Below are 23639 nucleotides of genomic sequence, written 5' to 3' on the forward strand. Positions count from 1 at the left end.
ACTCGGCTTCTGTTGAACCAATGACTTTCAGAATAGCGGCACGAGGCGGTGCCGGCTTCTTGATTCCTGACGTACTTCAGCCGATCGCCCGACCCACCCAATCCGGGCGCTCCATGTCGATCTGTGAGATCCGTTCCGCCACTGTGTCCGGGAAGGGCACGACTCGGTCCTCCGCCTGGTCGACGTGGAGGGCCATGATCTCCTCGGTCGATACGAGGCGCTCATCGACGTACATCTCATAGGCCAGGTGCAGCTTCTTCTCACCCACACTCACGAGGTGCGGGACGACGGTGAGTCGGTCGCCGAGGGCCGCCTCGTCGAGGTAGCGGATATGGGATTCGACGGTGTACAGGGACGCCTTCGCGCTTTCCCGGTAGGCGGCATCGAGGCCGAGCTGATCCATCACCTGATCGGTGGCGAAACCGAACACGAGGACGTAGAAAGCTTCGGACATGTGCCCGTTGTAATCGATCCACTCGGACACGACTTCGGTGCTGTATGACCCGAGTGTCGTCGCCGAGGCGACCCTTGACATCGGTGCGGACGTCGGGGGAGCAGCAGAGGAGGGAGGAGCGCCTGCCACGCCGTCCGCAGACTCACCGTCACCGGAGCCTGCCGTGGTGGTGGCCAACTGGTCGGTGAGCCGACGCAGGGCGATGATTCCGGCATCACGATGCGCCACGAGGTCGGCGATGGAGCGGTCACCGGCCTCGATATCGCAGCCGGCCACGACATCATCACGCAGCCGTTGACTGAGCTCCGGAGCGGTCAGCCGCGTCCACGGAGACTTCAGCGAGGGGCCGAAATGGTCGAGCATATGCGCCATTCCGCCCTCGCCGCCGGCGAGGTGGAAGGTGAGCATCGGCCCCTGGAACGGCCACCGCAGACCAGGGCCATCGGTGATCGAGCGGTCGATCTGCTCGACCGTGGCCTCGTCCTGCTCGACCATGTACAGGGCCTCGCGCCACTGAGCTTCCTGCAGTCGGTTGGCGATGAATCCGGGGACTTCACGGTCCATGCGGATGACGGATTTGCCGATATGGCTGAAGAAGTCGGCGGCCCAGTCGACAGCAGCGGCCGATGTGGACCGGCCGCCGACGACCTCGACCAAGGGGATGAGGTAGGGCGGGTTGAATGGGTGGCCGACGACGAGGCGCTCGGGGTGGGCCGCCTCGGTGGCCATTTCGGTCATGCTGTATCCCGAGGTCGACGAGCTGATCACGATATTCAGTGGGCACACCTCGTCGATCTGGGCGAGCAGTCCGCGCTTGAGGGCGAGGTCCTCGGGTGCGGACTCCTGGACGAATCCGGTGCCGGCGACCGCCTCGGCGAGGTCGGTGTGCATCGACCAAGCGGTGCGGTCGGCTGACTCGACCATGTCGAGTTCGGCCAGGGCCGGCCAAGCCGCATCGAGGAGGCGCGCGAATTTCTCGCCGGCGTCCGGAGCCGGGTCCCAGATCTTCACCCGGTAGCCCTGTGCGAGGAAGTATGCGGCCCAGCCGCCGCCGATCGTTCCAGCGCCGACGCAGGTGATGGTGTCGATCGCGTCGAAGCCGAGGAACTCCGGCGTGTCGGGAAGGGGCGCGGCGGGGGTGGAATCGTTCACAGATCGCCTCCGGTGATGGTCGGTGTCTGCACGCGCAGATCGAGGATCTCGCGGGCCTCGTCAGGAGTGGCCACGGATGCGCCGAGGCCGGTGATGATGTCGACGGCACGAGCGGTGAGATCGGCGTTCGTGGCCTTGACGCCCTTGGACATGTAGAGGTTGTCCTCGAGTCCCACGCGGGCATGACCACCGGCGAGCACGGAGTGGGCCACCCACGGCAGCTGGTTGGCACCGATGGCAAATGACGTGAACTGCGCACCTTTGGGCAGCATGTTCACCATTGCAGCCAAGAGGCCAGGATCGGCCGGAGCACCGTAAGGGATGCCCATGCACAGCTGGTACAGGGGCGGGGCGTCGATGAGTCCCTCCTCGACCAGCACATTGGCGAACCACAGATTGCCGGTGTCGAAGATCTCCATTTCGGGACGCACTCCCAGAGTCTGGATGCGCTTCGACCCTTCGCGCAGCATGTCGGGGGTCGAGACATAGAGGTTCGAACCTTCGCCGAAGTTGAGGCTGCCGCAGTCGATCGTGCAGATCTCGGGCAGCAGCTCCTCGACGTGGGGGAGTCGGTCCAGGGCGTTGATGAGATCGGTGCCCGGCATCGTGGTCAGCGGATCCTGCGGATCGATGACGAGGTCGCCGCCCATCCCGGCGGTGAGGTTGATGACCGGGTCGACGTCGGAGGCGCGGATGCTGCGAACCACTTCGCGGTAGTAGGCGACTTCGCGCGAACCCTGTTTCGTCTCGAGGTCGCGGACATGGATATGGACCACCGACGCCCCGGCGCGGGCCGCCGCAATGGCATCGTTCGCAATCTCTTCGGGGCTGACGGGAACGTGTTCGCTCTTGCCGGTGGTGTCCCCGGCTCCTGTGACGGCACAGGTGAGGATGACCTTGCGGTTCATGATGACTCCTTCAGTCGATCGGCGGTTGTTGCGGTTGTGGGTTCTGTGGGATGCATGATGGCGCGATCGAGGTAGGAGCGCAGACGCCGGGAGAAGGTCTCGGTGTCCATCACCCCGGTGAGCACCTTGATTCCGAGTCCGTCGAGGAGGGAGGTGAGTTCGTCGGCCATGGCACGTGGATCACCGCCTCGGAAGCAGCCGGTGCGCTGACCGTCCTCGAGCGTCGTCTGGACGGTGCGCGACCAGCGTTCGTAGCTGAGCGGATAGTTCGACAGAGCCGAACCTTCGAGGGCCATTCGAGTCCACGTCTGCAGCCAGATCGACCATTCGCCGCGTTCCGTGCGTCCCAGTGGGGACTGCAGCTTCAGCAGACTTTCGAGTCTCTGCGCGGGGTCCGCGATGTCGTCGAGCCACGCGATCTGACGGTCGAAGGCGAGTTTGACCGAATAGTCGAGAGCGGCATCGAAGAGCTCGGATTTGTTGGCGAAGTAGTAATGGATGCTCGGCGCCGAGACCCCGGACGCCGCCGCGATATCGGCGATGCGCACCGCGTCGAAGCCGTACCGGCCGAACAGCGTCCACGCCGTCTCGGCGATCGTGCGTCTCGGGTTGGCGTCGTCGTCGCTGACTGCCGCGGCTGCTGGGTTCGGCGGAAGCGCGGAGACCTGGGACTCGTCGCCGAGTAGCCACCGGACGGTCACACCTGTGGCGGTGGCCACGCCGAGGAGCTCATCGGCAGTGAAGCGGCGGCGACCTGACAGCGCCTTGGACAGCTTCGTCTCGTCGATGCCGATCACAGAGGCGATCTTGCGCTGCTTCAATCCGGACTGCCGGATGGCGTCCCGGACGCGGAGTCCGGTGGCCTCGGAGCCCCTGTCGATCGTGCCGCGGGAATGATCCCCGGCTTCGGTCGTCTGCCCTCCTGTCATGGTGCCGAACCTACCTCAGCAACAAGTCCGCTCGCAAGTAAATATGAATAAGAGTCAGAACTTGCGATCAGTGGCCATGGAGAAGAATTCGTGTCGATCCGAACCGTCCGAGGCACCACAAATCGGTTCTATGCGGTTAGTCTCGTTATCGGTGGGCGATCCCCATCACCATCGACCGCGCCGAGGAGCCCCAATGACCGACAGTCTTCATTCCCGCATGCACGTCGTCTCCGATGAGACCCGAAACCTCGTGAATCTCGTGCTCGAGTACTCGCGTCGTCGGACTCTGGCCGAGGACACCCCGCTCGACCATCCGACCTCGGAAGCCGAGCTGCGTCGACTGGCCGGTCCCACCGTCACCGAGGAGGGGCTGGGATCAGCTCGGGCGCTGGCGATCTTCGAGCACATCTTTGCTCCGGCCTGTATCTCCACCGACCATCCGAAGTACCTGTCGTTCATCCCCAGCGCTCCCACGAAGGCGGCTGTCGCCTTCGATCTGGTCGTCTCCGCCAGCGCTCTCTACGGCGGTTCGTGGCTCGAAGGTGCCGGAGTCGTCCATGCAGAGAACGAAGTCCTGCGCTGGCTGGCGGGAGAGTTCGGGCTGCCCGCTGGAGCCGGGGGAGTCTTCGTCCAAGGAGGTACGATCGGCAACCTCTCAGCTCTCGTCGCCGCCCGCAACGCACAGAAGGAGAAGCTCGGTGAGACTCGGCCGGGACGCTGGGTGATCGTGTGCAGCGCCGAAGCCCACTCCTCGGTCGCCTCCGCTGCCGAGGTCATGGATGTCGATGTCGCCCCGGTGGCCACCGGCGAGGACGGGATCCTGCGTCCCGACGGCGTGCGTGAGGCCCTGCTCGAACACGGGGACGCCGTGATCGCGGTGGTCGCCACCTCGGGGACGACGAACTTCGGCACCATCGATGACATCGCCGGCATCGCCGCTCTCAAGGACGAGTTCGACTTCTGGCTCCACATCGACGGCGCCTACGGTCTGGCCGCGATGCTCTCGCCGCAGGCACGCCACAAGTTCGCCGGAGTGGAGAAGGCCGATTCGCTCATCGTCGACCCTCACAAATGGCTCTTCGCTCCCTTCGACGCCTGTGCGCTCATCTACCGCGATCCGAATTCGGGGAGGCGAGCGCACACGCAGAAGGCCGAATATCTCGATACGCTCACCGACGCTCAGGATTGGAGCCCCTCAGACTTCGCCATCCAGCTGACGCGGCGACCGCGTGGGCTGCCGCTGTGGTATTCGCTGGCCAGCTATGGTGTCGAAACGTATCGGGAGGCGATCGGCCATTCGATCGATCTGGCGCGTGAGATCGCCACGGAGATCAAGCATCGAGAGCATCTGCGGCTCGTGCGCGAACCCGAACTCTCGGTCGTCGTGTTCGAACGCGACGGTTGGCAGCGGTCGGATTATGACGCATGGTCGGATCGTCTGCTCGAGGACCAGCGCGCTTTCGTCGTCCCGAGCTCGCACCAGGGGCGGCCGAATGCCAGGTTCGCGATCGTCAATCCGCTGACGACGTTCGACGATCTCACCGACATCCTCGATTCGATGGAGTGAATGGATGCGTTCGATCCGTCCTTCACTGAGGTCCTCGATCTTCTGAGGGCCCCGCAGAGGTGACGGTCGCTCAGTCTTCGGGTGCATCCTCGGCGGCGGTCGTCGGCTTCGACCGGGGACGGAGTTCGACGGTGAAGGCGGGAAGCAGAGCCTGGGTGATCGGGCCGATCCCCAAGGCATAGAGGACTGTGCCGACCCCGACGACTCCGCCGAGAAGCCAGCCCACGGCGACGACGCTGACTTCGATGAGGGTGCGCACCAGTCGGATCGAGCGTCCGGTCACGCGGGAGAGCCCGGTCATCAGCCCATCGCGGGGGCCCGGCCCGAATTGGGAGCCGATGTACATCGCCGAGGCGGCCCCGTTGAGGACGACGCCCGTGACCATGAGCGCGATGTTCCACCCGAGTTCTTCGGGCCGGGGCAGGAACAGGCGGGTGAGGTCGAGCGCCGGCCCGACGAGGAGGGCATTGAGAATCGTGCCGATCCCCGGCTGCTGGCGCAGCGGGATCCAGATGAGGAGCACGAGGAACGCGAGAATCGTGATGATGGTGCCGAAGGTCAGCGGCACGTGCTTCTGAATGCCGGAGTGGAGGACGTCCCACGGCATCATGCCCAAGCCGGCGTTGACCATCATCGCCATCGAGGCACCGAAGAGGTAGAGGCCGAGGATCAGCTGGGGGAGACGCCGCCACAGCCGTCCGCCGCGCAGCTGAGCGATGGGACCGACGTTGGCCAGTTGACGCCTCGGGGCTCTCATCTTCGTCATGTGGTGGCTTTCTGAGGGTGCGATCAGAGGGACATTTCCATCATGACCGAAATTGGTCTTGTGCGATATAGCCACTTCGTGGAAAGTGGTCCCATGAGGTCAGAACCATGAGCACACCGGTCCTGGGAGCCAAACGACTCATCGGCATCATCGGAGACGGACCGTGGAAGGCGCCCGCATACGAATCGCTGGCTGCCGCAGTGGCCGCGGCGATCACCGACGGACGACTCCCGGTCGGCACGAGGCTGCCGAGCGAACGCGAACTCGCAGCCGCCTCCGGTCTCTCGCGGACGACGACGGGACGGGCGTACGCTCAGCTGCGGGAACAGGAATACATTCTCACTCGCCGAGGCTCCGGCAGCATCGTTCAGCTGCCCAGCGTCCCGGGCGGCCGTATCGACCACCTGCTCTCACCTGCCGGCGGCGACGAGTCGGAGGTCGATCTCACGTGCACCGCTCCGGTCGCACCTCCGGATATCCTCGACGCCTACGATCGGGCACTGTCACGTTTGGGTGCCTACCTGCCCGGCACCGGGTACTATCCTTCCGGGTTGCCGGTGCTGCGGGAGATCATCGCCGATCGCTATACCCGGCGCGGCGCCCCGACCGACCCTGATCAGATCCTCATCACCTCTGGGGCACTCGGCGGTGCGGCCATCGCCGTCCGCGCCCTCCTCGACGTCGAACCGCATGAGTCCGCGCGCCTCGGCGGGGCACGGTCGACCTCGCGGGTGCTCATCGAAAGCCCCACCTATCCGAATGCGATCGCCACACTCGAAGGCGCGGGCGCCGCTCTCGTGACCTACCCCCTCGAGTTCGGAACTCAGGGGCATCATTGGGACATCGACGCCATGGAGCAGCTGATGGGACAGACACGTCCGCGCAGCGCCTATCTCATCCCCGACTTCCACAATCCGACCGGCGCACTGCTGCCCGAAGCCCAGCGCAGTGAGCTCGCGGAGGCTCTTCGTCGGCATCGAGTCGTCCCCGTCTTCGACGAATCCCTCGTCGAACTGGAACTCGAGGACGGCAGGATGGCCACTCCGATGTCCGCGCTGATCACGGACGCGGTGACAGTGGGCAGTGTGAGCAAGATCTATTGGGGAGGTCTGCGCATCGGATGGATGCGCATTCCCCGCCACCGGATCGGTCATTTCGCGTCCTCCCGGCTCGGACTCGACCTGGGAGCACCGGTCCTCGAACAGCTCGTCACGGTCGAACTCATGAGCAATCACGATGCTGTCGTCGCCGACTGCCGCTCCCGGCTCAGAGCCGCCCGAGACCTGCTCGCCGCACAGGTGAGGTCATTGCTGCCAGAGTGGAAGCTCATCGTCCCCTCCGGTGGAATGGCGCTGTGGGCCGAACTGCCGGAGGCACGTTCCGGGGTACTCTCGATCGCCGCGAGAAACCATGGTCTCCGCCTCGTCGCAGGACCGAACTTCGCCCCCGCCGGTGGACTCGATCGGTGGGTGCGCCTGCCCTATACGGTGACGGAGAGCGAACTGCAGCATGTGGGGCCGCGACTGGCCGCAGCCTGGGAGGAAGCCAAATCGATGACCGGACGTGGACCGACCGACCGGGCCCGCATCGTGGCGTGAACATCGCGGGCACGCAGGGAAAACCTGAGTACGATGACCGTATGGGAGACGACAGCGGACTCAGTCACGATGGGCAGTACTCGACGGCGACGACCGTCGGGGAGTTCCGAGCCAATATCGCCGAGGTGAAGCGCCGGATCGCCGCTGCCGCCGAGCGCGCCGGCCGGGACCGCGCCGACATCGAGCTGCTTCCAGTGAGCAAGACCGTACCCCAGGAACGCATCCGCCTCGCCGTTGCCGCCGGTTGTGCGAAGTTGGGTGAGAACAAGGTTCAGGAGGCCCACCGCAAATCCGAGGAGATGGCCGACCTCGACATCGATTGGGCTGTGATCGGGCACCTCCAGTCGAATAAAGCCAAGGACGTGGCGAAGTTCGCCAGCGAATTCCAGGCGCTCGACCGACTCAAGGTCGCCAGAGCCCTCGACCGTCGACTCGAAGCGGAAGGACGCAGCCTCGACGTGTATGTCCAGGTCAACACCTCCTCTGAGGACTCCAAATTCGGCATGCCGCCGGAAGAGCTCCTCGACTTCCTCAAGGAGGTGCGAGCCTTCGAGACTCTCAAGGTCCAGGGACTGATGACTTTGGCAGTCTTCTCTTCGGATATCGACCGTGTCCGTCCCTGCTTCCAGCTTCTGCGCGGTCTGCGCGACCAGGTTCGCGAAACCGATCCTGACCTTCTCGGCCTGGGGCGGCTGTCGATGGGCATGTCTGGTGACTTCGAAGTGGCCATCGAAGAGGGCGCAGACTGCGTCCGTGTGGGGCAGGCCATCTTCGGTCGACGAGCGCTGCCGGACTCCCACTACTGGCCCGAAGCCGACTGAACGGCCGACCGGCTGTGCCTCCTTCCCACCCGGAGTCCGGACGTGACAAGCCATCGGCTCAGACGAGTTCGGACGCCGTTCGGCGCCCCTCGACGCAGACGCTCTGGTGGTTCGGCGGTGCCGTGCTCGGCGTCATCCTCGGTGCGGGAATCTCCGGATTCGCCGCTCTGGCCGAAACCGCCCTGACGTCGTGCCTCATCGCTCTGCTCTTCCTCACGTTCCTCGACATCCCTTTCGAAACGGGATTGCGTGCGGTTCGCGATCTGCCTCTTCTTGCTGTGACGGCGGCCTTGAACTTCCTCATCGTCCCGCTGGTCGTCGCCGGTCTCATATCGGTCTTCGACATCGCTGATCCGCTGCTGCCGGCTGTGCTCATCGTGCTGCTGTGTCCCTGCATCGACTACGTCATAGCGTTCACACGTGCTGCAGGAGGCGCCGCCGATCGCCTGCTGATGCTCACTCCCATGCTCATGATCGCTCAGCTGCTGTTGCTGCCCGTGATGCTGTGGGCGGTCACCGGAGGGCGGCTGAGCATCGATCTGCCTGTTCGTCCGCTCGTCGGCGCGCTGGTGCTGTTCATCATCATTCCTCTTACGGCCGCCGTCGTCGTTCGTCGACTTGCCCGCCGGACGCCACGATTGGGCCGGCCCCTCGCCGCGAGCGCACGTCTGATGGATCCGGTCATGACGCTGACGCTGCTCGTCATCACTGCCTCGGTCACCCCGAGGATCGCCCATTCCGCCGGACAGTTGGGGACCGTGGCCGTCGTCTTCGCAGTCTTCGCTGTCGTGATGACCACGATCGGGTGGGGCGTCACGCGGGCTCTGCACGTCGGTCCGCGGCGATCACGTGCTGTGATCCTCTCCGCCGTCACGCGCAATTCCCTGGTCATGCTTCCGATCGTTCGTGCGATCACCGGGGAGGGCATCGGTCCAGCGGGGGTCGTGACGCAGACCCTCATCGAGCTTCTTGTTCTGATCGTCCTCGTCCGCGTCCTGCCTCGTCTGGTGCCGGCCACTGCCGTGGCCGAAAACCGCTAGTAATCGTACTCCTCGGGGCGGACAATGGAACTATGTTCACCTCCGATCAGTGTTATCAGGCAGTCACTTCCCGTGACCGACGCTTCGATGGAATGTTCTTCACCGCGGTGCGCACCACCGGGATCTTCTGCCGTCCGTCGTGTCCGGCGAGGACTCCGCGGCGGGAGAACGTGGACTTCTTCGTCACGGCCGCGGCCGCGGCAGACGCCGGTTTTCGGGCCTGCCGACGGTGCCGCCCGGATGCCAGTCCGAATTCGCCGCAGTGGGATACCCGCGGAGACGTCGTGGCCCGAGCCATGCGCCTCATCCGCGACGGTGCCGTCGACCGCGGAGGAGTCGCAACCCTCGCCGCCGAACTCGGGTACAGCACTCGCCAACTCGGGCGCCTCATCCACGCCGAGCTCGGTGCCGGACCTCTGGCGCTGGCTCGCACCGAAAGGGTACGCACTGCCAGGACACTCATCGAGGCCACCTCGATGCCGATGAGCGAGATCGCCTTCGCCGCCGGCTTCTCCAGTATCCGACAGTTCAACGACACCTTCCGAACGATGTATTCGATCAGCCCACGACAGCTGCGCAGAGACGGTGCCGAACATTCGGTGACCGACGAAGTCGTACTCCGATTGGCGTATCGCCCGCCGTTCGACTTCGCGCATCTGCTGGGGTACTTCGAGGCACGAGCCGTTGCCGGGATCGAAAATGTCTCGGACGGCGCCTACACCCGGTCGATGCGGCTGGCTCACGGTCCCGCCGTGATCACGGTGCGGCAAGGGCACGGGGACTTCGTTGACTGCCGTCTCCGCCTGGCCGACACCCGCGACCTCGGCAGCGCCGTCGCACGAGTCCGGCGCCTCCTCGACCTCGATGCCGACCCCGAGGCGATCGCCCATACACTGCGGTCGGCGGGCCTGCGCCGCCTCGTCGACGACCATCCAGGACTTCGTTCACCGGGCCACAGCGACCCCGTCGAACTGGCTCTGCGGACAGTCCTCGGACAGCAGATCTCCTTGGCCGCCGCCCGCACCCATCTGGAACGCCTCGTCGCAGGTGTTGGAGAATCACTGCCGGAGGAGCTGAGCTTCGGCGGAGTCGACAGGGTCTTTCCCACCGCCGAGGCGATCGCCGCTGTCCCCGCATCCGAATGGGCGTTGCCTTCGAGTCGGATCAGGACGATTCAGACACTGTCGCAGGCGTTGGCCGAGGGCAGTGTGGACCTCGGCGCGGGCAGCGACCGCGAGGAAGCGAGCCGGAATCTGCTGGCACTGCCCGGAATCGGTCCGTGGAGCAACGGCTATATCCGGATGCGCGCCCTCGGAGATCCCGACGTCTTCATGGACTCAGACCTCGGCGTTAAGAAGACCATCGCCGATCTCGACGCGAGTTCAGCGGCACCTGTCGATTGGAAACAGGTCGCAATGAACTGCAGTCCCTGGCGCTCCTACCTGACCCACCTGCTGTGGGCACATCACGCCCGCAGCCCAGCAGCCTGACCGACCGAGACCGAGCAAGGAATGATTCTGCCCATGACTCACCGACACGAAGGACACGCAGACATGACCACGCCGACAACGACCCAACCCGACACCGCACGGAAGTTCACCGCTGCCATGGAGCTGCCGACCGCCTCGGCACCGGTATATACGACGATCCTCGATACGGACCTGGGACCTCTCCTGCTCACCTCGGATGGGACCCACCTCACCGGGCTCTATCTCGAGGTCTCCGAGGCGATCGATGCTCGACTCGACAGAATGTTCGGAGTCGAACCGACTCCGGAAGACGACCTGGAGATCTTCCACCGCGCCGAGGCACAGCTGGGGGAGTACCTTTCAGGCCAGCGCACACAGTTCGATCTGCCCTTGGCGGCGAAGGGAACGGAATTCCAACGCTCGGTGTGGCAGGCGCTGACGCAGATTCCGTTTGGCAGCACAGCAGGTTACGGTGAGCTGGCCGAGATGCTGGGAAGACCCGGTGCGGCGCGTGCTGTGGGGGCCGCCAACGGAAAGAACCCCATCAGCATCATCGTGCCCTGCCACCGAGTCATCGGAGCGGACGGATCCCTGACCGGCTACGCATGGGGAGAGGGAAAGAAACGCACCTTGCTCACCCTGGAAACCCGCCCCTAATTACTACCTGACGGCGGCCCAGCAACCTCGCGCCAGGTTGCTGGGCCGCCGTCAGGTAGCAAGAAGGGCGGGGATCCTTGTTTGGATCCCCGCCCTTCAGCGGTGGAGGTAAGGGGATTCGAACCCCTGACCTTCTCCATGCCATGGAGACGCGCTACCAACTGCGCCATACCCCCGCTTGCCTGATCAATATTACCCACGTGTGGGTGAGAGACCAAATCGGCGGAGAGTGACGCTCGCCACAAGGGCGGGAATACTGGAACCCCGTGTTCAGGCACTGATCGGGGCCGACCCCGCGGCCCGAGTCCGATGAACTCGGGCCGCGGCGAGTCAGCTATCCGCCGAGGATTCTCCGCGGTGGATCAGATGAACGGCCGGACCTGGCTGAGGTAGCGCACGATATCCCGCTCGCGCAGTTCACGTACGCGCTGCTCGCGAGCGTGTTCGCGCAGGCGAGCCTGCTGACGACGGGCAACCTTCAGGCGGCGAGACTCGGGTGTCGGGGCTGGGCGGCGCGCCCACCGGATGAGCTTCATTCCGGTGCTCAGGGCCCAGCGTCGTGGATAGGTGAATGGGAATGTGGTGGACACAATTATTCCTCGTGGTTTTCGGGCAGGGGATATCCGCAAATGGGCAGGAGATATCCCGGAATGACGGTCAGATAAACAATTGCCGAAAAAGTCGTGACATTGACAATGAATCGCCTGCGCAAGGGTGCATATGACAAAGGCAGCTAATTGCCAATATGGGAATAGGTCATTGCAATGACAGATTCACTGATATGGCAACGGAATACGATAGGCAATGAATCCGAACTGGTCGGCCGCACAGCGGAAGGCGCCAGGTGGTACGGCGCTCACTCGCGAATGCAGCAGATCGGACCGAACTCAATGATGTTGGCGTGAAGTGGCCGGATCAGGTGCGGCAACTGGCGGTGCTAGGCACAGCAGGGATGCCGAAAGTGATCTGGACACAAGCCGGGCGTGAAGAATGCCGGATATCAGGCAACCGGTGGCTCAGAGGACAACGGTGGCCGGAAGCCAACCGGTGGAAAAGACGTGGGAGACGGCTGTGTCAGCCGACGAGTCCTTGTCCGCCAATCGGGCAGGCAGCGTATTCATGCCAAGGCGTTCGAAGGTCAGGGCCTGCAAGAAAATTCATCATCGTAACTGCTCTCCTTTCATGGTCGTGGATCTCGTGGGGACGGCGTCAACGTCCGCTATTGTCAAGGTGCAATCAGGTTGGTGTCTGCGAATCCGTAATTGCACTGTCGAATTTAGCACAGCTTTCATTGCGTGTGGGAGTTTTGTTCATTATTTTCTCAAATATTTTCACTTCGACTGTTCGGGCGAGAAAGACGGTTCGTGAAAACTGTTGGTCGAAGCGCTGTTTGGGCCGACGTAGAATCGGAAGAGACGTGCATCAGTCGGACACGCAGCTTGAGGAGTTGAGGATGTCAGAGACCGCCACCACCAGACGTCTGGTCGTCGGATACATCGCCACGGATCGGGGCCGGGATGCGATCTCGCTGGCCATTTCGATCGCGCGTTCCATCGACGTCGAACTCGTGGTCACCATCGTCCGTCCGGAATCATCGACGATTCTCGCCGGCAGCGCCGTGCCCAAGGACGGGGCCGGGATCGTGGCCCAGCAGATCGACGATTGGCTGGACGAAGCCCTGGCACTCATCCCCGATGACATCCGCGCCAGAGGCTGCATCCACATCGCCTCGAACGAATCCAAGGGCCTCATGGAGGTCGCCGAGCAGGAAGGCGCACTGGGCATCATCATCGGTGCACGGGCCACCACACTGATGCGCCAACTGCGCATCGGCACGGTCGCTTCGTCGCTGCTGCACTCGTCGACGGTGCCCGTCGTGCTCGCCCCGTCGGGCAGGTCCGACATCGGGCCGATCTCGCGGGTGACCGCACTCTACGGGGCTCGCCCAGGTGCTTCGTCACTCATCGGAGCGGCCATCGAATCGGCTGTCGGCCTCGGAGTCGATCTCAGACTGCTGTCCCTGATCGAGAACGACGGACTCTATGACGACGAGGTCGCCGAGATCACCGAATTCGCCGAACAGTACGGGGGAGCGGTGCTGGCGGACGACGCTTCGGAGATGCTGGCCTCTGGCCGTGCGACGGTGAGAACCAAGGCCGGAGCCGATATCGAAGAGGCCGCCGAGACCATCGACTGGCAGCCCGGCGACCTCGCCTTCATCGGATCGAGCCGCTTGGGCCACGGAGGCAAGGTAGCAATCGGTGCGAGGGCTCGCCGTCTGCTGCGTGTCCTGCCCGTTCCGGTGGTGGTCGTGCCCCGACGTGCCGTGAGTCGACTGCACACCGCCGAAACCGACTGAGGTGCGGATACGTCAATCACAGCGGACCGACATCCGGCTGGGCTCCCACAGCACGGCCGCGTGGATCCATCCGGGTGAGCGGCGTCGGCGTCCGCTGCTGATGGTGCATGGCTTCCGTGGGGATCATCATGGAATGGACCTCATCGCCGGCAGCATCACCGACCGCGAGGTGGTCGTGCCCGACCTGCCCGGGTTCGGTCTCACTGCCCCGCTGGATTCGGGTTCGTCGCTCTCTGCCTTCGTCGATCATCTCCTCGCTTTGCGCGCCGAGGTGGGCAGGCAGCGGGGCGTGACACCGATCCTGGTGGGGCACTCCTTCGGTTCGATCCTGGTCAGCCACCTGGCGGCCTCCCACCGGGACGTCGTCGACGAGCTCGTGCTCATCAATCCGATCACCAGCCCCGCCCTCGAAGGGCCCGCACGATTCCTCACCGCGGTCACCCGGGCCTATTACGCCCTCGGTGCGCGGCTGCCCGAGCGAGCCGGTCGCTCCCTGCTGAGCAACCCCGTGATCGTCCGGGCCATGAGCGTGGCCATGGCCACGACTCGCGACCCCGGCCTGCGTTCGTACATCCATGATCAGCATTCGCGGCACTTCTCGTCGTTCGCTGACCGCGCGTCCCTGTCAGAGGCCTTCGCGACGTCCGTCGCGCACACCGTCACCGAGGTGGCCGACCACCTGAGTATGCCCACGCTCGTCATCGCCGGCGATCAGGACGCCATTGCCCCGATCGGCCCGACCCGGGCATTCGTGGAGAAGCTCCCCGACGTCGAATTCGTGGAATTGGATGGGGTGGGCCACCTCGTGCACTATGAACGGTCGGAGGAGGCCGCCTCGGCGATCATGGATTTCTGCCACCGGCGAATCGACCGGTGATTCGGCGCGTGACAGGCCGAAGGCAGATACGGTGAATCGACGAAGGGCCGCTGCGCATCAGCGCAGCGGCCCTTCTCTTCAACCGTGTTGGAGATCAGCGGCGGGAGTCGCGTGCCCAGCGGTAGAGAATCGGCACGAGGAATGCGAAGCACGACGCGAGCAGACCACCCCAGAACACCCAGAACTCGGTTCCCTCAGGTGAGGAGAATGAGGCTCCGAAGAGGTAGAGTCCGAACACGAACAGAGCGAAGGCGAAGACGAAGACGATGACATCGGCGAACGATGCTGAATTGCGGGTTCTCTTCGGGGCGGCGATATCGGACATGGTCTCCTCCGGCGATGTTTCTGGTGGTCAGCTGACTCTCAGCAACAGTCTACATCGCGTAGAGGACTTTGCTCATCTCCGGTCGTGTTCGGCGCTTCGCTCCGGGACCAGCCAACCGAGCAGAGCCGAGACGATCGAGACGATGATCGCGGCGAAGATGGCGGAGAAGAAGAACGAATCGATGGTGAACTCGAACGGGGTGAACCCGCTGAGCCAACTCGTCAGCGCCAACATGATCGCGTTGATGACGATGGAGAACAGTCCCAGGGTCAGACACGTGATCGGAGCCGAGACGAAGCTGAGGATCGGTTTGATGAAGGCATTCGCCAATCCGAAGATGAGGCCGATGACGAGGTAGGAGATGATCATCGCCGGAATGGCGCCGGCCTGCTCCTCGACGACCCGGTTCCCTGTGATCGTCACACCCGGCAGGATCCAGGCCGCCACCCAGATCGCACAGGCGTTGACGATGACGCGAGACAAGAAGTTCATAGCCGTCATCCTCGCAGACCGATCTGCGTTCTTTCTGAGTCGCGGATGGGAATGAGGTCCGTGCCATGGTGATCAAACTCAACGTCGCTTGGTGCATTGGCACTCGAATCGGATCGCCAAACACAGTAGCCTGAAGGTGAACCCTTCGGTTCGACTTTCTCAGACCAACAGCGTGCACCTACCGAGTGATTTGATCCAGGTCACCACGGCGGCACGACCTCCCGGACGAGCGGGAGCAGAAACTGGATTGATATGACAGACAGCGACATGCCCGCCTCGGCTCGGCGCACCACCGCGCAGCAGTCCTCACCGACTCTGTTCTCGGCCGTCGGACGCAGCTATTTCCCGATCGCCTTCGTCGCCCGCATGCCTTTCGCCATGATCGTCGTCGGTGTGCTCACCCTCGTTGTGGCCGGCCGCGGATCGCTGAGCTTGGGCGGGATCAACTCAGCTGTGGTCGGATTGGGCACGGCTCTGTTCGGTTCCTTCATCGGGGCGGCCGCCGACCGGTGGGGTCAGCGCTATGTTCTGCTCATCGCCGGGATCCTCAACTGCCTGGCGCTGACCTTCATGGCGTGGGTCGTCTTCAGCCCGCTGCCGGATTTCGTCGTGTTCATCGCCGCCTTCGCGATCGGTGCCACCTCACCTCAGGTCGCGCCGATGTCGCGGTCTCGCCTCGTCGACATCGTCATGTCCGTGCTGCCCTTGTCGAGGCGGCCGAAGGTGCTCAATGCCACGATGGCCTATGAATCCGCAGCCGATGAGGTCATCTTCGTCTTCGGACCCTTCCTCGTCGGGCTCTTGGCGACCTTCTTCACCCCGGTCGCGCCCATCATCGGGGCGATCGTGATGACGCTCGTCTTCGTCTCCGCCTTCGCACTCCACCCGACCGGGCGGGCGCGTTCGACTGGAACGTCGAGCAGCCTCGGCGAGCGTGCCCCCGCCAAGGACATGTTCACCGCCGGTGTCTTCGTCATCATCCTCGGTGTCTTCGGCGTCGGAATGGTGTTCGGCTCCACCCTCACCGCTCTCACCGCGCTGACCAACGACATCGGCCGGCCGGAGGAGGCCGGTCTCATCTACGGAGTGATGGGCATCGGCTCTGCGGTGCTGGCGATCTCGGTGGCGCTGTTCCCCTCTGCGTTCGCTCTGTGGGCGCGACTGCTGTGCTTCGCGCCCATTCTGGTCACGGGATCGGTCATCCTCGCGTCGACGGAATCGATGCCGATCATCGTCATGGCTCTGCTGCTCATGGGCACGGGAATCGGCCCGAGCCTCGTCACCCTCTTCAGCCTCGCCGCCGAACGTGCGCCGCTCGGACGGTCGGCGACCGTGATGTCGATGGCGGGGTCGGCGATCATCGTCGGCCAATCGGTGTCCTCGGCGATCAACGGAATCCTCGCCGAGGATCGGGGAACGGCCGTGGCGATGGCCGTCCCGGTGGCCGCCTCGGCGATCGTCCTGTGTGCCGGTGTCCTCAATCTGTTCGTCGGGAGGCGCCGCGATCTGAGCTCTGACAAGCCGTCACGGCAGCGCGTCGACGGAGCCGAGGAAGAGATCTGAATCACTTCGACTTTCCGTGTTTTGGGACGGCGTGTCCCAGGCATTGCCAGGTGTGACCGGGACATAACCGAGGAGTAGGATGTCCGCTGGTCCATCGTGAAATGCGCCACGGATCGTGGCCTCTCACACCACTACGGAAAGCACACAATGTCTTCAAGCACCTCGACGACCGAGGCCGTCCGCAGCGATACCCGCTTCTTTGGACACCCTCTGCCGCTCATGCAGCTGTTCAGCCTGGAACTGTGGGAGCGATTCTCCTACTACGGGATGAACGGCATCCTCGCGATTTACCTCTACTTCAGCGTCACCGACGGCGGCATGGGGATGGAGCAGGGTACGGCAGTGGGCATCGTCGGTGCGTACGGCGGTGCCGTCTTCCTCGCCACGATCCTCGGCGCCTGGATCGCCGACCGCCTCGCCGGAGCGGAGAAGGTCCTCTTCTACTCCGCGATCATCATCATGATCGGTCACATCTGCCTGGCGTTCATCCCCGGCTTCGGGGGAGTGGCAGTCGGCCTCATCCTTGTTGCGCTCGGCTCGGGCGGTCTCAAGGCGAACGCCTCGGCACTGGTCGGTGAACTCTACGAAGAGAAGGACCCGCGTCGTGACGCCGGCTTCACCATCTTCTACATGGGCGTGAATATCGGTGCCCTCCTCGGCCCGCTGCTCACCGGACTCCTGCAGAAGAACATCGGATTCCACTATGGATTCGGGGCCGCCGCGGTCGGTATGGCACTCGGCCTGATCATCTACCTCACCGGTCGCAAGAGCCTGCCGCCGGAGTCTCGTGTTGCAGTCAATCCGCTGCCGAAGAACAAGCTCTACCTCTTCATCGTGGCCGTCGTGGTCGTCATTCTCCTCGCCGTCATTCTGTGGATGACGAAGATCGTCAACGCGGAAAACCTCGATTGGTGGATCGCCGGGATCTCTGCCGGAGCGGCCGCCTGCTACTTCATCGTCATGTACACCTCGCCGCAGACGAACTCCGACGAACGCTCTCGTGTTCTCGCCTTCATCCCGTTCTTCCTGACGGTTGTCGTGTTCTGGTCGATGTACCAGCAGATCTTCGGAGTGCTGACCGTCTACTCGGATACTCAGCTCAACCGGTCGATCTTCGGATGGGAGATGCCGATCAACTGGATCCAGCTGATCCCTGCGTTCTTCGTCATCGTCTTCGCCCCGCTGTTCGCGACGATGTGGATGAAGCTCGGACCCAAGCAGATCTCGACACCGGTCAAGGCCGGACTGTCACTCGTGCTCATCGGCATCGGGTTCCTCATGTTCCTGCCTTTCGCTGAGGCCGGCCCCAATGAGACTCCGCTGCTGTGGGTGGCTCTCACATTGGCCGTATTCGTCTTCGGTGAGCTGCTCATCTCGCCGGTGGGCCTGTCGTTCTCGACGAAGGTCGCTCCGAAGGTCTTCCAGTCGCAGATGATCGCCGTGTTCTTCCTTGCCTCGGGTGTCGGTACGGCACTGTCCGGTGTGCTCGGCGGGTACTTCGACGCCGGCAACCAGGCACCCTACTGGCTGTCGGTCGGCGGATCGTCGGTCGTGCTCGGCCTGCTCGCGCTGACGCTGACGAAGCCGATGCTGGGGCTGCTGCGCGGAATCCGCTGATTCAGTAGCTTCGCGCATAGCCAGCGCAGTCCGAAGGCTCCTGTGGGTCACCGCCTCACGGGAGCCTTCGTCGTTTCCGGGCGGGCATCCCTCACCCGCAGTGTCGCTTCAGAGCGTTGCAGCACGAGGGTGTGGCCGGACGGGTGAGGGGTGCGGTGCCACCGGCAGATTATACGAGTTCGGGTGACAGATGCCGGGCATCGAGAGGCTGCCTGCAGCAGTCAGACGCCGATGAAGATGGGCAGCGCGTCAGGATGGTGGGCGTGGACGATCGTGAGGAACACGAGCGCGTCGAAGAGCAGATGCACCGTGACCGTATACGGCAGCGATTTCGTGCGAGTGAAGATGAAGGCCTGCACGAGTGCGAAGGGGATCGTCAGCAGCGGACCGATCGACCGGTAGCCGAGCTCCCAGAGGAACGAGACGAAGATGATCGTGGTGAATATGTTCGCGGTCCAGAACGAGAAGTGTTTGCGCAGGAGCGCGAAGACCGTGCAGATGAAGAACAGCTCGTCCCAGATGCCCACGGCGTTGACCCCGAAGAACAGTCGGATGATCTCCGACCAGTTCGTCAGCGGAGGCCAGTTGAGGTAGACCCCGGTGCGCATGAAGTACTGCGGCAGCACTGCCCAGGCGACCACAACGACGAAGACCAGCCATGCCCATTCCAGCCGCGACCAGGGTTGGCCGCGACGCAGCGGAAACTGGATCGTCTTGTCTTCGAACACATAACGAGTCACGAGCCAAGGGCCGATGACGACGGCCGAGAGCACAACGCCCATGCGTGCGATGTTCGACCACGAGATATCGGCTTCGACCGATATCGCCGAGATGAGAGCGAGACACGCGGCGATGATGCTGAGGTCTCTGGCGAAACTCCGATTGACACTCCACGCGATGATCATGGCCGCGAGCATCGGTGCGTATCCGAAGGCGCGGACCTGCGGAAACGTCGTTCCCAGGCCGAAGAGCACAACCGCCGAGACCGCCAGCGAGGCAGCCGCAGCGGCCTCCCAGATGAGCGGTTTCAACTGTGAGGATTCGATGGTTACTGCTCGGTCAGTGTCCACGCTCCACACTGTAGACGAACCCGGTCCGAGTCGCACCGGAACTTCGACCAGTGCCGCACCGAATCATCGCGTCTGGCTCCGCCGATTCACAAGTAGGATCGGAGCGAGGGAAGGACATCATTGGACCCAGAGGACTACTCCGAGCTCATCGCCGAATTGGCACCGAATCTCCACACCGAGACGACGCCGGTACGCAGCGCCGTCGGGCGCACCACGGCCTCGGACATCAGAGCTCCGCGATCGGTGCCCGACTTCGCCGCCTCGGCGATGGATGGTTTCGCCCTCGACGGCGCTGCCCTGAACTCCGCCCGCGACGGGAACGCCATTCGAGTCGTCGGCGACACCCCCGCCGGACATTCCGCCGTCACGCTGCAGACGGGATGCGCTGTGCGCGTGATGACAGGTGCTCCCGTTCCCTCCGGCGCCGAGGCGGTCGTCCCTGTCGAGCTGACCGACGCTCGACAGACCGGGCCGGCTCCCGAAGCCATCCGAATTGATTCCCTCCCCGCCGCTGTCCCGCCCGGGTGGAACATCCGCTCGATCGGTGAGGACATGTGCCGGGGCGACATCGTCCTGACCGCCGGGGAGCGGATCACCTCGGCCGGAGTCGGCGTGCTGGCGATGCTCGGCATCACCGAGATCGAAGTTCTCCGCAGACCCCGCATCGGTCTGATCGTCACCGGGGACGAAATCCAGGGTGCCGACCAGACAGGTGAGAGTCGCACCGAGGCGGCCGCCTCCTTGATCTTCAATTCGAACCTGCCGATGCTCGCCGCCGCAGTCCGCGGCTTCGGTGCCGAATCCATCGAAGCCACGTGCAGCGACGACGCCGACGAGCTGCGCGGTGTGCTCACGACGATGAGCGCCGAGGCCGACCTCGTGGTGACAACCGGAGGTATCAGCGCCGGTGCCTTCGAAGTCGTCCGTCAGGTCCTGGAACCCGACCATTCGACGTTCCGCCGACTGGATATGCGACCCGGATCGCCTCAGGGCTTCGGACGCCGCGGCACTCTGCCGCTCATCCATCTGCCCGGCACTCCACAGGGAGCCTTCGTCGCCTTCCACCTCTTTGTCGGCTCGCTGCTGACCGGGAAGAGCCTGCGACGGAGATGGCGGAAGGGACTTCTCGCAGGACCCGATCTGCGAACACACGGAAACGCCGTCACTTTCCGTCCCGGCACCTTCGCCGAATCAGGGGAGATCCTCCCTGCCGACCGGTCCAGGCTTCCGAACTTCGCCGCGGCCGATGTGATCATCAGAATCCCGCGCGGCACCGATACCCCGCATGGTTCAGCAGAACTGTGCGCAGGCACGGCCATCGACTACCTCGAGTGCTGACGCCTTCCCTCCCTCCCTTCCGGATTAGGATGGGGTCATGTCGACTTCACGCCTGAGTTCTGCCGACCGGACCCGCTACGCCCGGCAGATCCGACTGTCCGGATTCGGTGAAAGCGCGCAGGCCGCACTGCTCGACTCGCATGTTCTCGTCATCGGTGCCGGGGGACTCGGCGCCCCGATACTCAGCTACCTCGCGGCCGTCGGCATCGGCACGATCACCGTGATCGATCCCGATGTCGTCGAGCTGAGCAATCTGCATCGCCAGGTCATCCACACCGAGGCGGCCATCGGCACTCGTAAGATCGATTCCGCCCGGCAGCGGATGAACGGGATCAATTCGTCGATCGAGGTCCGGACGATTCCGCAGCTGCTCACTCCGGACAACGCTCTCGAACTCTTCGAAGGCGTCGACATCGTCGTCGACGGCAGCGACAACTTCGCCACCCGCTACCTTGCCAACGATGCCTGTGAGATTCTCGGAATCCCACTCGTGTGGGGGACGATCCTCGGTTTCGACGGTCAGGTCGCCGTCTTCGATGCCGAACGCGGCGCCACACTGCGCGACCTCTACCCCGAGGTTCCGGCTCCGGGCAGTGTGCCCGACTGTTCGGTCGCCGGAGTCCTCGGGCCCCTGTGCGGAAGCATCGGATCCGCGATGGCGATGGAGGCCATCAAGGTGCTCACCGGAATCGGCACACCGCTCGTCAACAGCGTGGCCATCCACAGCAGCCTCGACACCAGTTGGGAGACGGTCCCGGTGCGACCGATTCCGGGCAGGCCTCCGGTGACAGACCTCGGGCAGCACCGCGGCGACTACGCCCAGCACACGTTCGACTCACTCAAGACCGACGACACCGCAGAGAGAACAGCCGGCCCGACCACAGGGGAAAGCCTCCTGGGGCCGGCCACCGTGACCTGGGCGGACGTCGAGGCCGACTCCATCCTCGTCGACATCCGCGATGACGATGAGGTCGCCTCGGGGATGGTCCCCAGTGCCATTCACATTCCGATGGACGAGCTGCTCGCCGATCCCAGCCGCTTGCCGACTCCCGACACAGCGGACACCCCCGCCTCCTCTGATGCCGCCCCAGCACGGCCGCACGGCATCGCCCTCTACTGCCGGTCGGGAGTGCGCTCGGCGAAGACCGCTGCGCAGCTGCGCTCTCACGGCATCGCGGTGACCTCGGTCAACGGCGGATATCTCGCCTATCTGTCACAGCCGACTCCAGAGCAGAGCTGACGAGGCTTCAACCGATCTCGCTGTTCAAGGTCCTACCCGCCGGCGAACGGCGGGAGGACATCGACGGTGTCACCGTCGGACAGTTTCACGGACCGATCGGTGGCGGCCACGGAATTGACGAGGAAGCTCGAGCGCGACAGCACGGTCGCGGCTTGGGGGTCGGCCGCCTCGGCGAGGGACGTGACGAGCTCATCGACGGACCCGGCACGGATCTGTGATTCGCGGGCGCCGAAGGCCTCCCGGGCTGCGGCGAAGAACCGAACGGTGATGGTGGGCACTTATCCTCCGATGGCGCTCATGGGTCGTTGTGGCTGCTCGAACGAATCCGTGTCCATCCCATGACCGGCGAGCTTCTTCCAGTGCGCACCCTTCCATAGGTTCGCAATCGATTCGTCGGAAGCACCATCGCGCATCGCCGTGAGCAGATCAACCTCGGTGCGGGAGAACAGGCAGGTGCGCACACGTCCCTCCGCGGTCAGGCGAGTGCGAGTGCAGTCTGCGCAGAAGGGACGCGTGACCGAAGCGATGATGCCGACAGTGCCGAGGATCGAATCGGGACGGCGTCGATCGGCGACGAGGAACTTCTCGGCCGGGGCCCCGTTCCGCGGGGCCGAATCCGGGGTGAGCACGAATCGGGGTTCGAGGAGGGCGAAGATGTCGGCTGCGGTGATCATCGACGTCCGCTCCCAGGAATGTCCGGCATCCAGGGGCATCTGTTCGATGAACCGCAGGCTCAGATCCTGCTCGAGACACCACTGCAGAAGATCAGGAGCCTGTGCATCGTTGACCCCCGGCAGCAGCACAGCGTTGATCTTCACAGGGTTGAGACCGGCGGCTTTCGCCCCGTCGATGCCCTCGAGCACACGTTTGAGGAACGGGCGCCGGGTCATGGTCGCGAAGGTCTCCGGATCGATCGTGTCGAGAGAGACGTTGATGCGATCCAGTCCCGCCGCTTTCAGCCCCGCGGCGCGTTTGTCCAGGCCGATCGCGTTCGTCGTCAGTGCGATGTTCGGTCGCGGCTCCAGTGCTGCGACGCCGGCGATGATCTCGTTGATGTCCTTGCGGGTGAGAGGTTCGCCTCCGGTGAAGCGGACCTGGTCGACGCCGAACTTCTCCACGGCGATGCGGACGAAGCGGACGATCTCGTCACCGGACATTGCGGAGTCGCGAGACATGAACTCGACGCCCTCTTCCGGCATGCAGTAGGTGCAGCGCAGATTGCAGAAGTCGGTGAGGGAGATGCGGAGGTCGCGAGCGCGGCGATCGAAGGTGTCGAGCAGCGAGTCCTCATTGTGAGCGGTGAACTCCTCGCCCGGGTCCACCGTCGGAGTTCTCAGCACCGGCATGGGCAGGCCGATCTTCTCCATTGCGTCATCCTCCTTGAACAGCGTGTCGAT

At 64.1% G+C, this 23639-nt stretch carries 22 protein-coding genes and 1 tRNA gene; 12 read left to right on the forward strand and 11 right to left on the reverse strand.

What is annotated here, in order from left to right:
* Nucleotides 1-76: 76 nt before the first annotated feature.
* From AC239G_RS08865 to AC239G_RS08875, 3 genes are read right to left on the reverse strand one after another with little or no spacing between them, the layout of a single operon-like run.
* Nucleotides 77-1606: a 3-hydroxyacyl-CoA dehydrogenase NAD-binding domain-containing protein gene (locus tag AC239G_RS08865; RefSeq protein ID WP_487490068.1), complete on the reverse strand. Its 1530-nt coding sequence runs from the start codon at nt 1604-1606 to the stop codon at nt 77-79.
* Entirely contained in the window at nt 1603-2514 is a 912-nt protein-coding gene (locus tag AC239G_RS08870; protein WP_139907972.1) for a beta-keto acid cleavage family enzyme, read from the reverse strand. The genes AC239G_RS08865 and AC239G_RS08870 overlap by 4 nt, the downstream gene beginning before the upstream one ends.
* Complete coding sequence (locus tag AC239G_RS08875; protein ID WP_487490069.1) at nt 2511-3443, reverse strand: TetR family transcriptional regulator C-terminal domain-containing protein; 933 nt, start codon at nt 3441-3443, stop codon at nt 2511-2513. Before AC239G_RS08875 ends, AC239G_RS08870 begins: the two co-directional genes overlap by 4 nt.
* A 193-nt stretch (nt 3444-3636) precedes the next feature.
* Between AC239G_RS08875 and AC239G_RS08880 the strand changes: the two genes are divergently transcribed.
* Nucleotides 3637-5010: a pyridoxal phosphate-dependent decarboxylase family protein gene (locus tag AC239G_RS08880; protein ID WP_487490070.1), complete on the forward strand. Its 1374-nt coding sequence runs from the start codon at nt 3637-3639 to the stop codon at nt 5008-5010.
* A gap of 70 nt (nt 5011-5080) precedes the next feature.
* Here AC239G_RS08880 and yczE read toward each other — a convergent pair whose 3' ends face one another.
* Nucleotides 5081-5776: a membrane protein YczE gene (gene yczE / locus AC239G_RS08885; protein WP_139467070.1), complete on the reverse strand. Its 696-nt coding sequence runs from the start codon at nt 5774-5776 to the stop codon at nt 5081-5083.
* 107 nt (nt 5777-5883) lie between these two features.
* Here yczE and yczR point away from each other — a divergent pair, with 107 nt between their 5' ends.
* The 5 genes from yczR (at nt 5884) to AC239G_RS08910 (ending at nt 11361) form a co-directional block, all read left to right on the forward strand.
* Complete coding sequence (gene yczR, locus AC239G_RS08890) at nt 5884-7374, forward strand: MocR-like transcription factor YczR (protein WP_487490071.1); 1491 nt, start codon at nt 5884-5886, stop codon at nt 7372-7374.
* Between the two features lie 41 nt (nt 7375-7415).
* Nucleotides 7416-8195, forward strand: a complete 780-nt coding sequence (locus tag AC239G_RS08895; RefSeq protein ID WP_139467073.1) for a YggS family pyridoxal phosphate-dependent enzyme — start codon at nt 7416-7418, stop codon at nt 8193-8195.
* Between the two features lie 14 nt (nt 8196-8209).
* The gene (locus tag AC239G_RS08900; RefSeq protein ID WP_172169308.1) at nt 8210-9235 is read left to right on the forward strand and encodes an arsenic resistance protein; all 1026 of its coding nucleotides are present in this window, start codon (nt 8210-8212) and stop codon (nt 9233-9235) included.
* Nucleotides 9236-9327: 92 nt separating this feature from the next.
* Nucleotides 9328-10725 (forward strand): DNA-3-methyladenine glycosylase 2 family protein, encoded by a 1398-nt coding sequence (locus AC239G_RS08905; protein WP_482401722.1) that lies wholly within the window; start codon nt 9328-9330, stop codon nt 10723-10725.
* A gap of 63 nt (nt 10726-10788) precedes the next feature.
* The gene (locus AC239G_RS08910; RefSeq protein WP_318278508.1) at nt 10789-11361 is read left to right on the forward strand and encodes a methylated-DNA--[protein]-cysteine S-methyltransferase; all 573 of its coding nucleotides are present in this window, start codon (nt 10789-10791) and stop codon (nt 11359-11361) included.
* A gap of 103 nt (nt 11362-11464) precedes the next feature.
* On the opposite strand, the gene AC239G_RS08915 is transcribed toward AC239G_RS08910, so the two are convergent.
* Together AC239G_RS08915 and AC239G_RS08920 are read right to left on the reverse strand one after the other, a co-directional pair.
* Nucleotides 11465-11537 (reverse strand) — tRNA-Ala (locus AC239G_RS08915).
* Nucleotides 11538-11723: 186 nt separating this feature from the next.
* Nucleotides 11724-11951 (reverse strand): hypothetical protein, encoded by a 228-nt coding sequence (locus AC239G_RS08920; RefSeq protein ID WP_139467077.1) that lies wholly within the window; start codon nt 11949-11951, stop codon nt 11724-11726.
* Between the two features lie 863 nt (nt 11952-12814).
* Here AC239G_RS08920 and AC239G_RS08925 point away from each other — a divergent pair.
* Entirely contained in the window at nt 12815-13720 is a 906-nt protein-coding gene (locus AC239G_RS08925; protein WP_139467079.1) for a universal stress protein, read from the forward strand.
* A 133-nt stretch (nt 13721-13853) separates the two neighbouring features.
* Complete coding sequence (locus AC239G_RS08930; protein WP_229663913.1) at nt 13854-14597, forward strand: alpha/beta fold hydrolase; 744 nt, start codon at nt 13854-13856, stop codon at nt 14595-14597.
* 94 nt (nt 14598-14691) lie between these two features.
* Here AC239G_RS08930 and AC239G_RS08935 read toward each other — a convergent pair whose 3' ends face one another.
* Both AC239G_RS08935 and AC239G_RS08940 read right to left on the reverse strand, forming a co-directional pair.
* Nucleotides 14692-14922 (reverse strand): hypothetical protein, encoded by a 231-nt coding sequence (locus AC239G_RS08935; RefSeq protein WP_139467084.1) that lies wholly within the window; start codon nt 14920-14922, stop codon nt 14692-14694.
* A gap of 72 nt (nt 14923-14994) precedes the next feature.
* Nucleotides 14995-15414, reverse strand: coding sequence for a phage holin family protein (locus AC239G_RS08940; protein WP_039210811.1), 420 nt, complete (start codon nt 15412-15414; stop codon nt 14995-14997).
* A 252-nt stretch (nt 15415-15666) separates the two neighbouring features.
* Here AC239G_RS08940 and AC239G_RS08945 point away from each other — a divergent pair, with 252 nt between their 5' ends.
* Entirely contained in the window at nt 15667-16977 is a 1311-nt protein-coding gene (locus AC239G_RS08945; RefSeq protein ID WP_229663914.1) for an MFS transporter, read from the forward strand.
* A gap of 147 nt (nt 16978-17124) precedes the next feature.
* A complete protein-coding gene (locus tag AC239G_RS08950) occupies nt 17125-18594 on the forward strand; it encodes a peptide MFS transporter (RefSeq protein ID WP_139467086.1) in 1470 nt (489 codons plus the stop codon).
* A 221-nt stretch (nt 18595-18815) separates the two neighbouring features.
* On the opposite strand, the gene AC239G_RS08955 is transcribed toward AC239G_RS08950, so the two are convergent.
* Nucleotides 18816-19664: a CPBP family intramembrane glutamic endopeptidase gene (locus AC239G_RS08955; protein WP_487490072.1), complete on the reverse strand. Its 849-nt coding sequence runs from the start codon at nt 19662-19664 to the stop codon at nt 18816-18818.
* A 120-nt stretch (nt 19665-19784) separates the two neighbouring features.
* Between AC239G_RS08955 and AC239G_RS08960 the strand changes: the two genes are divergently transcribed.
* Nucleotides 19785-21002: a molybdopterin molybdotransferase MoeA gene (locus tag AC239G_RS08960; protein WP_487490073.1), complete on the forward strand. Its 1218-nt coding sequence runs from the start codon at nt 19785-19787 to the stop codon at nt 21000-21002.
* Between the two features lie 37 nt (nt 21003-21039).
* Nucleotides 21040-22242 carry a ThiF family adenylyltransferase gene (locus AC239G_RS08965; RefSeq protein ID WP_487490074.1) on the forward strand — a complete coding sequence of 401 codons (1203 nt, stop codon included), beginning with the start codon at nt 21040-21042 and terminating at the stop codon, nt 22240-22242.
* 32 nt (nt 22243-22274) lie between these two features.
* On the opposite strand, the gene AC239G_RS08970 is transcribed toward AC239G_RS08965, so the two are convergent.
* A complete protein-coding gene (locus AC239G_RS08970; RefSeq protein WP_139467091.1) occupies nt 22275-22520 on the reverse strand; it encodes a MoaD/ThiS family protein in 246 nt (81 codons plus the stop codon).
* Nucleotides 22521-23609, reverse strand: coding sequence for a GTP 3',8-cyclase MoaA (gene moaA, locus AC239G_RS08975; RefSeq protein ID WP_139907981.1), 1089 nt, complete (start codon nt 23607-23609; stop codon nt 22521-22523).
* Nucleotides 23610-23639: the final 30 nt, after the last annotated feature.

The sequence above is a fragment of the Brevibacterium sp. Lmc1 genome (assembly GCF_057654315.1).

Bases quoted from the DNA above. Each gene is read 5' to 3' on its own strand.
- AC239G_RS08870 (WP_139907972.1), bottom strand. From the start codon at position 2,514: ATGAACCGCAAGGTCATCCTCACCTGTGCCGTCACAGGAGCCGGGGAC.
- AC239G_RS08875 (WP_487490069.1), bottom strand. From the start codon at position 3,443: ATGACAGGAGGGCAGACGACCGAAGCCGGGGATCATTCCCGCGGCACG.
- AC239G_RS08880 (WP_487490070.1), top strand. From the start codon at position 3,637: ATGACCGACAGTCTTCATTCCCGCATGCACGTCGTCTCCGATGAGACC.
- yczE (WP_139467070.1), bottom strand. From the start codon at position 5,776: ATGACGAAGATGAGAGCCCCGAGGCGTCAACTGGCCAACGTCGGTCCC.
- yczR (WP_487490071.1), top strand. From the start codon at position 5,884: ATGAGCACACCGGTCCTGGGAGCCAAACGACTCATCGGCATCATCGGA.
- AC239G_RS08895 (WP_139467073.1), top strand. From the start codon at position 7,416: ATGGGAGACGACAGCGGACTCAGTCACGATGGGCAGTACTCGACGGCG.
- AC239G_RS08905 (WP_482401722.1), top strand. From the start codon at position 9,328: ATGTTCTTCACCGCGGTGCGCACCACCGGGATCTTCTGCCGTCCGTCG.
- AC239G_RS08910 (WP_318278508.1), top strand. From the start codon at position 10,789: ATGACCACGCCGACAACGACCCAACCCGACACCGCACGGAAGTTCACC.
- AC239G_RS08925 (WP_139467079.1), top strand. From the start codon at position 12,815: ATGTCAGAGACCGCCACCACCAGACGTCTGGTCGTCGGATACATCGCC.
- AC239G_RS08930 (WP_229663913.1), top strand. From the start codon at position 13,854: ATGGACCTCATCGCCGGCAGCATCACCGACCGCGAGGTGGTCGTGCCC.
- AC239G_RS08935 (WP_139467084.1), bottom strand. From the start codon at position 14,922: ATGTCCGATATCGCCGCCCCGAAGAGAACCCGCAATTCAGCATCGTTC.
- AC239G_RS08940 (WP_039210811.1), bottom strand. From the start codon at position 15,414: ATGAACTTCTTGTCTCGCGTCATCGTCAACGCCTGTGCGATCTGGGTG.
- AC239G_RS08945 (WP_229663914.1), top strand. From the start codon at position 15,667: ATGACAGACAGCGACATGCCCGCCTCGGCTCGGCGCACCACCGCGCAG.
- AC239G_RS08950 (WP_139467086.1), top strand. From the start codon at position 17,125: ATGTCTTCAAGCACCTCGACGACCGAGGCCGTCCGCAGCGATACCCGC.
- AC239G_RS08965 (WP_487490074.1), top strand. From the start codon at position 21,040: ATGTCGACTTCACGCCTGAGTTCTGCCGACCGGACCCGCTACGCCCGG.
- moaA (WP_139907981.1), bottom strand. From the start codon at position 23,609: ATGGAGAAGATCGGCCTGCCCATGCCGGTGCTGAGAACTCCGACGGTG.